Origin of the sequence: Ureibacillus sp. FSL W8-0352 (assembly GCF_038004345.1) — a bacterium.
Taxonomy (GTDB): Bacteria; Bacillota; Bacilli; order Bacillales_A; family Planococcaceae; genus Ureibacillus; species Ureibacillus thermosphaericus.
Genome location: NZ_JBBOQT010000001.1, coordinates 790,829 through 803,682, shown reverse-complemented (window position 1 = coordinate 803,682; position 12,854 = coordinate 790,829). Strand labels below are relative to the sequence as shown.

The 12,854-nt window shown below is 34.9% G+C and carries 11 protein-coding genes; 7 read left to right on the top strand and 4 right to left on the bottom strand.

The window, feature by feature from the left end:
• Window positions 1-133: 133 nt before the first annotated feature.
• The 4 genes from NST98_RS04050 to NST98_RS04035 all read left to right on the top strand — a co-directional run bounded on the left by NST98_RS04050 (window position 134) and on the right by NST98_RS04035 (window position 4,583).
• On the top strand, window positions 134-883 hold the full coding sequence (locus NST98_RS04050) for an HAD-IIB family hydrolase (protein ID WP_016838107.1): 750 nt from the start codon (window positions 134-136) through the stop codon (window positions 881-883).
• A 279-nt stretch (window positions 884-1,162) separates the two neighbouring features.
• Window positions 1,163-1,531 (top strand): helix-turn-helix transcriptional regulator, encoded by a 369-nt coding sequence (locus NST98_RS04045; protein WP_168412567.1) that lies wholly within the window; start codon window positions 1,163-1,165, stop codon window positions 1,529-1,531.
• A 1,184-nt stretch (window positions 1,532-2,715) separates the two neighbouring features.
• A complete protein-coding gene (locus NST98_RS04040) occupies window positions 2,716-3,042 on the top strand; it encodes a DUF485 domain-containing protein (RefSeq protein WP_016838104.1) in 327 nt (108 codons plus the stop codon).
• Window positions 3,039-4,583, top strand: a complete 1,545-nt coding sequence (locus NST98_RS04035) for a solute symporter family protein (RefSeq protein WP_340714506.1) — start codon at window positions 3,039-3,041, stop codon at window positions 4,581-4,583. Before NST98_RS04040 ends, NST98_RS04035 begins: the two co-directional genes overlap by 4 nt.
• Before the next feature lie 428 nt (window positions 4,584-5,011).
• On the opposite strand, the gene NST98_RS04030 is transcribed toward NST98_RS04035, so the two are convergent.
• The 3 genes from NST98_RS04030 to parE all read right to left on the bottom strand — a co-directional run bounded on the left by NST98_RS04030 (window position 5,012) and on the right by parE (window position 10,453).
• On the bottom strand, window positions 5,012-5,914 hold the full coding sequence (locus NST98_RS04030) for a DMT family transporter (protein ID WP_096552512.1): 903 nt from the start codon (window positions 5,912-5,914) through the stop codon (window positions 5,012-5,014).
• A gap of 115 nt (window positions 5,915-6,029) precedes the next feature.
• A complete protein-coding gene (parC, locus tag NST98_RS04025) occupies window positions 6,030-8,480 on the bottom strand; it encodes a DNA topoisomerase IV subunit A (RefSeq protein ID WP_340714505.1) in 2,451 nt (816 codons plus the stop codon).
• Window positions 8,480-10,453, bottom strand: a complete 1,974-nt coding sequence (gene parE, locus NST98_RS04020; RefSeq protein ID WP_340714504.1) for a DNA topoisomerase IV subunit B — start codon at window positions 10,451-10,453, stop codon at window positions 8,480-8,482. The genes parC and parE overlap by 1 nt, the downstream gene beginning before the upstream one ends.
• Before the next feature lie 413 nt (window positions 10,454-10,866).
• On the opposite strand from parE, the gene plsY reads away from it, so the two are divergent.
• The 3 genes from plsY (at window position 10,867) to NST98_RS04005 (ending at window position 12,389) form a co-directional block, all read left to right on the top strand.
• The gene (gene plsY / locus NST98_RS04015) at window positions 10,867-11,469 is read left to right on the top strand and encodes a glycerol-3-phosphate 1-O-acyltransferase PlsY (RefSeq protein WP_340714503.1); all 603 of its coding nucleotides are present in this window, start codon (window positions 10,867-10,869) and stop codon (window positions 11,467-11,469) included.
• Window positions 11,470-11,494: 25 nt separating this feature from the next.
• The gene (locus NST98_RS04010; RefSeq protein WP_340714502.1) at window positions 11,495-11,785 is read left to right on the top strand and encodes a HesB/YadR/YfhF family protein; all 291 of its coding nucleotides are present in this window, start codon (window positions 11,495-11,497) and stop codon (window positions 11,783-11,785) included.
• A 460-nt stretch (window positions 11,786-12,245) separates the two neighbouring features.
• Entirely contained in the window at window positions 12,246-12,389 is a 144-nt protein-coding gene (locus NST98_RS04005) for a hypothetical protein (protein WP_172597780.1), read from the top strand.
• Window positions 12,390-12,464: 75 nt separating this feature from the next.
• On the opposite strand, the gene NST98_RS04000 is transcribed toward NST98_RS04005, so the two are convergent.
• Window positions 12,465-12,833 (bottom strand): hypothetical protein, encoded by a 369-nt coding sequence (locus NST98_RS04000; protein ID WP_016838096.1) that lies wholly within the window; start codon window positions 12,831-12,833, stop codon window positions 12,465-12,467.
• Window positions 12,834-12,854 lie beyond the last annotated feature (21 nt).

Here is a 12,854-nt window from a genome sequence, read left to right as displayed (position 1 = left end):
ATTTTGATTTGAACTATAGAGCGTCAAAAGCAGTGTATATGACATAAAAAAAGATGTTGTTGTGATTTATTTACAAGTACTCTATTTTAGTCTACCATTAAAATGGTATTATTCCATAGAAAAGGTGAGTTCATTGATATATGTGTTCGATTTAGATGGGACGATTGTGTTTAATGGGCAACCGATATCAAAAACAATTCTTCAATCGTTAAAAAAGTTGAGGGAAGAAGGGCATGAAATCATTTTTGCTTCAGCGCGCCCCATTCGTGATATGCTGCCTGTAATAGATAAAGAATTTCATGATCTGACAATGATAGGCGGAAATGGTTCATTAATATGGAAAGAGGGAAAAGTGATAAAAAGTCACACATTTCCAAAGAAGGTAGTGGAAGAATTAAAAGAACTGATTAATCTGTATCAAGCTACTTATTTGATTGATGGGGAATGGAATTATGCTTATACTGGACCGAAAACACACCCAATTTTTCATAATATTGATCCAGGAAAATTAGCTAAACAAGTAAATATAGATTCTCTTGATAAAATTGTAAAAGTATTATTATTAACAGCTAATGATATGGATAAATTATCTGAACAGGTCTTAAAACTTGAAGTTTTTGTACATAGACATCACAATGAAGATGTAATAGATATTAGTCCAAAGGGGATTCATAAAGGAAGTGCTTTAAAGTCATTGGGAATTGAGGAAAATACATATATTGCATTCGGGAATGATGCAAATGATATATCGATGTTTGAACATGCATTCCATAACGTGATGATTGGTTCAAACGAACAACTAGCACCTTTTGCGAAGGAAAGTTTATCGATGCGCGGCGATGTTGAACAAGCAATCTCAGATAAAATCCTCTCATTATTATGATAACTGAACAATTGAAGTGCGTTTGAAAAGCAATTTTTAGTAGCCATTTGATGCTTATAAAGCAATAAATTTCGACCTGGAGAGAAATTTTAAAATCATATCATAAGTGGTTTGGCCTGACAAAAAGTTCGTCAGGCCATATTACTTTTATCAATAAACTCGTTTATTATATTCTTATAGAGGATGGTTCTAAAAAATCCTTTATTTATTGAAAACACTCGCTCCGAACAATTTATTAAAATCTAGTAAAAACACGTACAGCTATTATGGAGGGATAAAATGGGGAAAAGTACATTTGTCATTAAACAAAGAGCTTACTTAAAACTTTATATGCTTCATGCAGCAGAGAAGGGAAGACTTTATGGACTTCAAATATTAGAAGAATTACAAAATCATTTTAAAGATCTCGGTTATAAACCAACAAAATCTGAAATTTATAAGTCCTTGCATGAGTTGTTAAAAGAGGGCTATGTTGTTAGGGAGCCAATAACAAAAGAAGGAACAGAAATGCAGACGATTTATATTTATAGGCTGGGAGACAAAGAGAAGGTAAAAGCCTATAAAGATACGATTAAAGCTGATATCGACCGTTCAATTGCACTACTAAATAGGGCTCTAAAAGATAATTATTCCCAGAAGAGAGGTTAAATAGAAAAATCTGTATCTTACATTATGTATTATTTGATAACCCATCCTCTATTACTTATTTTAGTCCAAGCAAATCTCCGATGAATGAAATGTCTGATTTTAGAATTATTTATGACATACGGAACAACGGTATATAATAGTGTTTGCTGAAAAAAGCGAGAGCAATTTATAACGAAATATAATATGGAGATGGAGTATATTTTTGCTGCCACTGGAACGATCAAAACCTCAGTAGCATTTCTCTCGAGATAATAAATTTTCTACTTATAATATATAGGTGGCCAAACATATCAATTTTAGTTTTGATAAGTAAAGATTGATGTTGGGAAATCACTTATATTTACGGTTAATTGGATTAAAATATCAAAAGTAAAGTGTTATTGAGGGTGATTCGTGTGTAAATCAATTAAGTAGAAAAATACTGGCAAAAATACATGTGGAAAGTCAAATTAAATAAAACTTTTGATAAACAATTAATCATCCGTCTTAATCTTTTGAAACCAACAAATTGATACTCAACCATTTATTGATTATTCAATGGGTGGGAAAGAATTCATATTTTATGGAATGAAAATAAACTAATTTTTTATTTCTGTTTTTTAGTTTACATAATATATATTATCGGAAGTTAAATCTCAAAATATAAGAATACTTGTAATAGTGAGACAGAATTGAAATAACTGTATTTATTTTACCGATTTATTAGTTTAAATTAATAAAAATTTAATAATATGAACTGTTAAATTAATAAAATGTTTCAGTTATACATAACTATTTATAGGATCATCATTATTTCACATATGTTGATCTTGTACTTTCCTATAATTGTTATTCCTTCAATAATTATTAACTTCTATTCACACCAATTTCTTCGGTCATTGTTCCTAACTTTTTTTCCCTTTTTTCTATTTTTTGTTTTTTTCATTATCCTTCATTGTTATAATATCCCGAAAATATGTAAATTAATTGTCAAATAAATAGTTCTAACATACTGCGTATTTCTTAACTTTTGAAAAAAATTTCTCTTTTAATCTTGTTTTTTACTAAAAAAAATTGGAATATTTATAGAAAAAAGTTGTTGCAATTTTTTGAACTGTTAAATAAAATTAAAATTGTAAAATTCTTAAAAAAGAATTTTGCGCACACAAAGCAGCAAAAAAAATCAAAAATAAGGGGGTATGTTTATGGCGAAAGATAGCGGAAAGCAAATTGATTACGAAAGAATCGCCAAAATGGAATCGTTCAGACAGTTATCTAGAAAGAAAAACTCATTTCTCTGGACGATGGCAGTAATTTTCTTTGTCTTATACATGCTTCTTCCAGTTTTAACATCGTACACAGAAATTTTGCATCAAAAAGCAATTGGAGAAATTACGTGGGTATGGTTCTATTCATTTGGTCTCTTTATAATGGTTTGGGGACTGGCACACTTCTATGTGGGAAGAGCGAACAAATTTGACAAAGAAGCAAGAGAAATTATTGATGAATACGAAAGAGGTGCTGGTCAATGAGTCTTACTTCTATAGTCATGTTCTTAGCTATCGTTGCTGTTACTTTGTATATTACTTATTGGGCTTCTAAAAGAACCAGCACTGCAAGTGAATTCTATACTGCTGGCGGCGGCCTTAAAGGTTGGCAAAACGGACTAGCTATCTCGGGGGATTATTTATCTGCTGCATCATTCTTAGGGATTGCAGGTTCCGTTGCTTTATATGGATATGATGGTTTCTACTTCTCCATCGGTTATTTAGTAGCTTATTTAGTTGTATTATATATTGTTGCTGAGCCTTTACGAAATCTAGGTAAATTCACTTTAGCAGACATGATTACTGCTCGTTTCGATATGGCAAAAGTTCGTGGAGCAGCTGCATTAAGTACAATTGTTATCGTATTGTTCTACATGATTGCACAGCTTGTTGGTGCAGGTGCACTTATTCAATTATTATTCGGTATTCCTTATTGGGTTTCTGTATTAATCGTTGGCGTCATGATGACAATCTATGTATTGTTCGGAGGAATGACTGCTACATCTTGGGTACAAATTATTAAAGCTGTTCTATTAATGTTTGGTACTGCAATTATTTCACTTTTAGTTTTATGGAAATTTGATTTCAGCATTATTAGAATGTTCTCTGAAATGGCTACTGCTACCGAAGCAGGTGAAGCTTATTTAAATCCTGGTATGCTTTATAAGAGCGGTATTAATACAATTTCTACATTATTAGCATTAGTATTAGGTACTGCTGGTCTTCCACACATTTTAATGCGATTCTTCACAGTTAAAGATGCTCAAACTGCACGTTCTTCAGTAATTTGGGCTACTTGGATCGTTGGTATTTTCTATGTATTAACTATCTTCTTAGGATTTGGAGCAGCTGCATTCGTTGGTAAAGAAACTATTGTTGCTGCAAACCCTGCTGGTAACATGGCTGCACCATTACTTGCTGAAGCATTAGGTGGAGATATTTTATTCTCATTCGTTTCAGCTGTTGCCTTTGCAACAATTTTAGCGGTAGTTGCAGGTCTAGTACTTTCAGGTGCTTCTGCCCTATCTCATGACATTTATGGTCAGATTGTTAAAAAAGGCAAAATTACTGAAAAAGAGCAAGTTATTGCTGCTCGTATTGGTTCATTAGTCATTTCCGTTATTTCTATTTTACTTGCATTAGGAGCTCAAACGCTTAACGTTGCGTTCTTGGTATCATTAGCATTCTGTATTGCTGCATCTGCTAATTTACCAGTAATCATTTACACAATTTACTGGAAACGATTCAATTCTAATGGTGCTGTATGGGCTATCATTGGTGGATTAATTACTGCTTTAGTTCTTGTGGCAGTTTCACCAAACGTATGGAATCCAGAACCAGGTAAAGCGATTTTCGTAGGTACGCCATTAGTATCTTTAACAAACCCAGCAATTATTTCTGTTCCAGTTGGTTTCATTTGCGGTTGGATTGGAACTATTTTATCTAAAGAAACTGATTATGCAAAATATAGCGAAGTTGAAGTTCGCGCACAAACTGGTATTTCCGTTAATAAAGTCTCTCACTAATACTAACCCTTTGATCCTTGAGTTTCATAACTCAAGGATTTTTTAATTGCATATCTTTTCCCCATTACTCCCCTACTCTTTTCTCCAATTGTTATTTTCTATTTAATTCTTATTATAGTAGAAATATTTTTATTTTTTTATTGCTAGATGGTATATATCACAAATCTGTCACATAAAGCTTTAATAACTTTAATTGGTATGCAGTGGAACATGACGGGTTTGGAGGATGTAATGTTGAAGAAAACTACCATATAAATTTGATGAAGCAACTTATCCAGCCACATATGTTGGTGAAATAAGCCAATAAAAAGGCTTTTAACAACAAAATCATTAGAAAAATAAACAATGCATTTTACTCAAAACAAAAAGAGGAAGGCAGATGAGCTTTCCTCTTTTTATCATTTTATTCAATTCGATGGTTCCCTTCCCTACTCTCTCGATAAAATAACTATTGTTAGTAAAATGCATAACGATCCAATCCAATCAATCCATCCAAAAGCAACCCCTAAGAATGCTACTGATGTTAATGTTGCGGATAATGGTTCGAAACAAGCTAGTAAACTTGTTTCCGAGGCGCTTAAATATTTTAAGCTATCTAAATAAAAATAAAATGAAAGAACGGTTCCACAAACAACGACAAATAAGAAAGCAAAGTTTGCCTCAATATGCCATTGCCCTTCAAATTGCCAAGGAGCTCTTATAATGCTAAAAACGATTCCCCCTATTAACATTCCCCAGCCAATGGTAATAAAGGATCCCCATTTTTTTAATAATTTAATTGGATAAATCGTGTAAAATGCTAAACCAAGGGCGGACAGAATCCCCCATAAAAAAGCTTCTTTTGAAATCGTTAATGTTTGAAAGTTTCCGTGTGTGACAAGCAAAAAAGTTCCAAAAAGTGCTGAAAAAACTGCAATCAGTTCTTTTAATGTTGGTAGACGTTTGGCAATAATAAGATAATACATTGTCACTAATCCTGGACCTAAGTATTGTAAAACCGTTGCTGTTGCCGCGTTTCCGTGTTTGATAGCAGCTAAATATGTATATTGAACACCGATCATACCAAATATTCCGAAAATGACTAATGGAATGGCGTCATTTTTTTGTTTCCATATGTCAAAAATATGTTTTCCTTCTTTATTATAAGCAATGATTAATAATAACAATCCAGCAAGTAGTAACCGAACAGTTGTAAACCATTCTGTGTTGATATGTAAATGTTGAAACATATATTGGGAAACAGTACCGGATATTCCCCAAAACAATGCAGCAAGAATTACTAACGCCATTCCTTTCGAACGATGTTCAATGGATAACACTAATTTCCCCATAATGATTCCCCCAAAATAAACGATGATAACAATAGTAAACCGTTTTCGAATTTTTTTCAATTTAAAAGTGGACAACTCCATAATAGAGTCATCCACAATATTATGTTCTTATTAATTATAAATCCTTTATGATTTCTTGAATAGGTTTGAGAATTTTTACAAATAATAATTCACCGTCGTTGTTTATATCGAATTTCAATGAACCATTTGAATAACGATCTGCTTTAGTGAGTTCAGAAATTGCAAATTTCTCTTGTACTTGTTTTTTCGTTGCTACAAGTACCGAATCTTCTTCATTAACAACCAAAACGTTAAAGATACGGTGAGGATTTGTTTTTAATTCTTTCAATATGACAAGACCACGTTTAGCTCGGCCTGTTCGTTCGATTTCGGAAATACTCATCCGTTTGATTGCACCTCGATGGGTAACGACAAGTACATCTTGTTTAGCATCTTTTTCAATTACATTAACTGCGGCTAATAGATCATCATCTTTTAAATTGATGCCTTTAACCCCACCTGTTTTGACACCCGTAATCGGTATTTCTTCCATGTTAAATCGTACTGTATAGCTTAAATATGATGTTAGGATAACATCCTTATCGGAAGATACAAGGTTTGCATAAATCATTTCATCGTCATTTTTTAGGTTCATTGACTTAATTGGTTTGGAGTATCGAGATACTTGATATTCAGCTAGACTCGAACGCTTCACTTGTCCTTGTTTTGATGCCGTTAATACATGTAAGTTTTCATCATCAAAGTTTTCAACGCCAATAGCACCTATTACTTTTTCGCCTTCTTCAATCGGAACAATACTTGAAATATGTTGACCTAAGTCTTTCCAACGAATATCCGGCAATTCATGAACTGGTTGATAAATGTAGTTACCTTTATTCGTGAAAATTAATAGGTAATGTTGAGTATTCAATGTCTCTTCAAATAGTAAATAATCCGATTCTTTCATTGCAATATCTTCCGGGCTTGACGCTGCATAAGATCGTAGACTTGTCCGTTTTACATAACCATCTTTTGTAACAGTCACGACAACATCTTCGCTTGGCACTAAAACGTCTAGAGACAATTTGATTTCTTTAATTTCAGCTTGGATAGTGGAACGTCGAGGCTCGTCAAACTTTTTACGCAATTCTTGGATTTCTTTTTTAATGACCTTAATTAATTCTTTTTCACTACTTAATATTTTCGATAGTTTTTCTGTTGTTTTTTGTAATTCTTCATGCTCTTTTTGGAGCTGCGTTATATCTGTATTTGTTAAACGATATAATTGCAAGTTAACAATTGCTTCTGCTTGTGCTTCAGTAAATTGGAATTTCGATTGCAAATTGTTTTTTGCATCTCGTTTATCTTTAGAAGAACGAATTGTTTGAATGACGTCATCTAAAATGGATAAAGCTTTTATCAAACCTTCAACGATATGTAATCGATCTTTTGCTTTTTGAAGGTCAAATTTCGTCCTTCTTGTTACAACATCCTTTTGATGATCGATATATGCATCTAGCATTAATGGAAGTGTCATCATTGTTGGACGCCGATTATGAATAGCAATCATATTAAAGTTATATGTGATTTGTAAGTCTGTGTTTTTATATAGATAGTTTAAAATGGCTTCTCCATCAATATCTTTCTTTAATTCAATGACAATTCGGAGTCCTGCTGTTCGGTCGGATTCATCTCGAATGTCAGCAATCCCCTCTAAACGCTTATCAAAACGCATTTCATCAATTTTCTTTACAAGTTGTGCTTTATTCACATCATAAGGGATTTCAGTGATGACAATTTGCTCTTTTCCACCTTTTATGGGTTCTATTGTTGCTTTGGAGCGAATAATAATTTTTCCTTTGCCTGTTTCATAGGCTTTTTTAATGCCATCAATCCCTTCTATGATTGCACCAGTAGGAAAATCAGGCCCCTTTATAACTGTCATTAAATCATCTACAGTACAATTTGGATGGTCTAGACGCATCAATATTCCATCTAATACTTCTGACAAGTTGTGAGGTGGTATATCTGTTGCGTAACCTGCAGAAATACCAGTAGCACCGTTTACAAGTAAGTTAGGAAGTTTAGCAGGAAGCACAGTCGGTTCAGTGTCTTGGTCATCAAAGTTTGGAACGAAATCGACTGTTTGTTTATCAATATCTTTTAGCATTTCTGCAGCTACAACGGAAAGGCGCGCTTCCGTATAACGCATTGCTGCTGGGGGGTCACCATCAACCGAACCGTTATTTCCATGCATTTCAATTAACGGATAGCGAGCTTTCCAATCTTGGCTAAGTCGTACCATTGCTTCATATACGGATGAATCCCCATGAGGATGGTAGTTACCAATAACATTACCGACTGTTTTCGCAGATTTTCGGAATGGTTTTTCATGGGTGTTCCCTTCCCTATACATCGCATAAAGAATTCTACGTTGCACAGGTTTTAATCCATCTCGAGCGTCGGGAATCGCTCGGTCTTGAATAATGTATTTACTGTAGCGACTAAAACGATCGCCAATCACGTCTTCTAAAGTTAATTCATGAAATCGTTCGGTTGACGCCATTATTCTTCCTCCTTATGTTGGATGAAATCGGTTACTAAAGTATTTGTATCTTCTTCCATACCAAAATCAACATTTGATTCTATCCATTTACGGCGAGGTTCGACTTTATCACCCATTAAAGTTGTAACGCGACGTTCTGCACGGGCGCCATCTTCAATCGTTACACGAATCAGTGTTCTCGTTTCAGGATTCATCGTCGTATCCCATAATTGGTCCGCATTCATTTCGCCAAGACCTTTATAGCGTTGGATAACATAGCCCTTCCCTACTTTTTTAATTTTTTCTTGTAATTCATTTTCAGTCCAAGCATATTCAACAACTTCGTTTTTACCACTGCCTTTTGACACTTTGTAAAGCGGTGGTAAAGCTAAATAGACTTTTCCAGCTTCAATTAATGGGCGCATGTAACGATAGAAAAATGTTAGTAGAAGAACTTGGATATGGGCACCGTCAGTATCTGCATCGGTCATTATAATAATTTTATCGTAAGCCGCATCCTCTAAATTAAAGTCAGGACCTACTCCGGCTCCGATTGTATGAATAATGGTAGCAATCTCCTCATTTTTCATAATGTCCGTAAGTTTTGCTTTTTCTGTATTAATAACTTTACCGCGGAGTGGCAATATCGCTTGGAACCTGCGATCGCGACCTTGTTTTGCAGATCCCCCTGCAGAATCACCTTCCACGAGGTATAATTCATTTTTTTCGGGATTGCGAGATTGGGCAGGTGTTAACTTCCCAGAAAGAATTGTTTTAGCTTTTTTGCCCTTTTTACCGTTTCGTGCTTCTTCCCTAGCTTTTCTCGCTGCTTCCCTCGCCTGTCCAGCTCGAATTGCTTTCCGAACAAGAGATGCGGATAATTCTGCATTTTCTTCTAAAATATATAACAATTTTTCTGATAAAACAGATTCTACAGCAGTGCGGGCTTCGGGAGTTCCAAGTTTACTTTTTGTTTGGCCCTCAAATTGTAATAACCTTTCTGGAATTCGAACGGAAATGATGGCGGAAAGTCCCTCTCTTATATCGGTACCTTCAAGGTTTTTATCTTTTTCTTTTAATAAACCGACTTTTCGTGCGTACTCATTAAAGATACGAGTTAATGCAGACTTGGCACCAGTTTCATGAGTACCGCCATCTCGAGTACGAACATTATTGACGAAGGAAAGAATAGTTTCGGAATACCCATCATTAAATTGGAAGGCAAATTCTACTTCTATATCATCATGAGTGCCTTCCACATATTTTACTGGATGGATGACATCTTTTTCTTCATTTAAATATTCAACAAATGCTTGAATTCCGTTTTCATAGCAAAATACTTCCCGCTTTCCTTCTTCCCTTTCATCAATCAGTTCAATTGTCAAACCTTTTAAGAGAAAAGCTGATTCTCGTAATCGTTCAGCTAATGTATCATAATTAAATTTTATTGTGGAAAATATCGTATCATCCGGTAAAAAGTGAACGAGTGTTCCAGTTTCTTTTGTCGTCCCAATTAATTCAAGGGTTGTTACCGGTTTTCCACCATTTTCAAAGCGTTGGCGATGAATTTGACCATCACGATAAATCGTTACTTCAAGAAACCTAGATAGAGCATTTACAACGGATGATCCCACACCGTGTAGACCACCGCTTGTTTTATATCCACCCTGACCAAATTTTCCACCAGCATGAAGCACAGTGAATATTATTTCAGGTGTTGGTTTACCTAATTTATGCATTCCTGTTGGCATTCCACGACCGTAGTCTCGAACGCTAATGGAATGATCTTTATGGATTTTGACGATGATATGTGAACCAAATCCAGCAAGGGCTTCATCCACTGCATTATCTACAATTTCATAAACTAAGTGATGAAGACCTCGGCTGTCAGTGGATCCAATATACATCCCTGGACGTTTCCGTACAGCATCCAAACCTTCTAATACTTGAATGGCATCGGCATCATATGTGATCCCTGTTTGATTTATTGCCAAATTAAATCCCTCCAAATACAAACATCCGTTCTATATCACAAATCGTACAGAGAATCGTTCCATCTGTCAATCACTAGTACATTCGAGCATCCTTTTCATTTTAACAAATTTTTGAAAAGAAAAAAGAAAATTTTTCATAAAGTGTACTTTGTACTGTTTTCATCTTAAAAATAAAAGATTGCCTAATAAATATACTTGCCAACACAATCGCTTTATTTATTTTACAAAGGATAACATATATAATAAATGAAGACATTTCTTTGATTCACGATTACACATATGATTTCCTTCCACTGTACTATATTTTTTCGCGAATAATAGAAAAAAGCGAAAATGACCTTTCTCTTATAAGAGAAAAAGTGTAAAATGATTATCGCTAATAGTAAAACGTTTATTTTGAAAGGAATCTTGGTATGATTAATGTAATAGCAGTCATTTGTGCGTATTTAATCGGTTCGATTCCGTCTGGATTATGGATTGGAAAAATCTTTTATAAAACGGATATTCGAGAATATGGAAGCGGTAACTTAGGTGCTACAAATACATTCCGCGTATTAGGAAAAAAAGCTGGAATGGTTGTTACCATCATGGATATTTTAAAAGGTACAGTAGCAACGATACTACCAATGTTTCCGTTTTTCAGTGATACGATGGTACATCCTCTTATTTTAGGAGCAATAGCCGCGGTTGGACATATGTTCCCAATCTTTGCAGGTTTTCGTGGCGGAAAAGCTGTGGCAACATCAGGCGGTGTATTGTTAGGTTATTCATGGCCGTTTTTTATAATTTTAATCATCGGCTTCTTCATCAGTTTAAAACTGACGAAAATTGTTAGTTTATCGTCAATGGTTGTATCTGTCATAGCCGTGATTTATAGCATTATTTACTGGTTACTTACTGGTGATTTCGCATTATTTATCTTAGTATTGATTTTAGCAACTTTTATATTTTATCGACATAAATCCAATATCAAACGCATCAAAGAAGGTACGGAACCGAAAGTTAAGTGGTTATAAAGTTTTTCGAAAGGATTTGGCGTAAATGAAAATTATTATTTCGGATGAAGCGTTGGCTTGGTTCAAAGAAGAGATGGAAGTAGAATCAGGTGAATACATAAGGTTTTACGCTCGTTACGGTGGTTCTTCCCCTTTCCATGAAGCTTTTTCTTTAGGAATGAACCGTGAAAAGCCTCATAATATCGGGGTTGAAACGGTTGTAGATGGCATCCATTTTTATGTTGAAAAAGATGATGAATGGTTTTTCAATAATCATGACTTATATGTTTCTATTGATTCAAAAACGGATGAATTAATTTACGACTATAAAAAATAAAAAAAGGAAGTGGATCAAAAAATCCACTTCTTTTTTACGTGCGCCCGGCATGTACATGAACTATAGGGTGTAAGTCCCGAACCCCGAAGACAGAAGTAGAGGTTAGCTCAACGCAAGGGTGTCCGTGGTGACGCGGAATCTGAAGGAAGCTGGAGGCAAAACACCGGTCCGAGGAACACGAACCTCATATAAGGCTAGGTATGATTGAGTGAGTTTGCGTAACAAAACAAAGCTCTTTCTGTCGAAGGTCATATCGAGTAAATGAGGCGGATAGATGGTGTGAAAGTGCATGTACTTACCCGGGGAGGTCTGGCGGATAGGTGAAGTTCGCTTCATAACCTACTTAGTGATAAGTAGCTGAACCGTCAGAAGTCAGCAGAGGTCATAGTATTAGTTGGTTTAGAACTACTAAGAAGGACCGAACAATTAAGAGAGAATAGCCCTTGGCATTCAGTGAGTCATGATGAACACAGAAAACGTAGTACCTCACTTGAGGAAGGAAGCGGTGAATCCCGTGGGAGACCTCTTGGAGGGTGGAGTGACCACTGGCATAAGAAGACAAGCTATTCACGGAAGTTATGAAAACTTGCGTCAATTATCTTAATTGAACCGCCGTATACGGAACCGTACGTACGGTGGTGTGAGAGGACGGGAGCTAATCACTCCCTCCTACTCGATTTTAAAATTTTTTTATATCGATAACTTCTTTTTCGTATCCAAGTGCTATTACCATTTCGTTATATGCATTTAACACTTCATTATATAAAAGGTTTACCTGCTCTTCATTTACTTCTCCATCCATCTCATAGCGTGCAGCATCAAATTGGCTACTAAATTCATTTAATTTCACTTTAAGAGTTTCTACTTGTTGCGATTGTCTCGCTTCCTCACTTGCATATGTATAAACATTAAATGAATGCTGGTTAGCAGTAAATTTTTCAATTAATTCGGTACGTTTTTTTCCTTTGACTGAAGCAATTTTTTTTAATTGTTTCATTAGATCCATTACATTACGGCTTTGATTTACGAGCGTTTCAACCATATTCATATGCAATGACCCTCCCCAACA

What these genes read in the sequence shown, in the direction of transcription:
- NST98_RS04045 (WP_168412567.1), top strand. Translation starts at nt 1,163, where the DNA reads ATGGGGAAAAGTACATTTGTCATTAAACAAAGAGCTTACTTAAAACTT.
- NST98_RS04040 (WP_016838104.1), top strand. Translation starts at nt 2,716, where the DNA reads ATGGCGAAAGATAGCGGAAAGCAAATTGATTACGAAAGAATCGCCAAA.
- NST98_RS04035 (WP_340714506.1), top strand. Translation starts at nt 3,039, where the DNA reads ATGAGTCTTACTTCTATAGTCATGTTCTTAGCTATCGTTGCTGTTACT.
- NST98_RS04030 (WP_096552512.1), bottom strand. Translation starts at nt 5,914, where the DNA reads ATGGGGAAATTAGTGTTATCCATTGAACATCGTTCGAAAGGAATGGCG.
- parC (WP_340714505.1), bottom strand. Translation starts at nt 8,480, where the DNA reads ATGGCGTCAACCGAACGATTTCATGAATTAACTTTAGAAGACGTGATT.
- plsY (WP_340714503.1), top strand. Translation starts at nt 10,867, where the DNA reads ATGATTAATGTAATAGCAGTCATTTGTGCGTATTTAATCGGTTCGATT.
- NST98_RS04010 (WP_340714502.1), top strand. Translation starts at nt 11,495, where the DNA reads ATGAAAATTATTATTTCGGATGAAGCGTTGGCTTGGTTCAAAGAAGAG.
- NST98_RS04005 (WP_172597780.1), top strand. Translation starts at nt 12,246, where the DNA reads ATGATGAACACAGAAAACGTAGTACCTCACTTGAGGAAGGAAGCGGTG.
- NST98_RS04000 (WP_016838096.1), bottom strand. Translation starts at nt 12,833, where the DNA reads ATGAATATGGTTGAAACGCTCGTAAATCAAAGCCGTAATGTAATGGAT.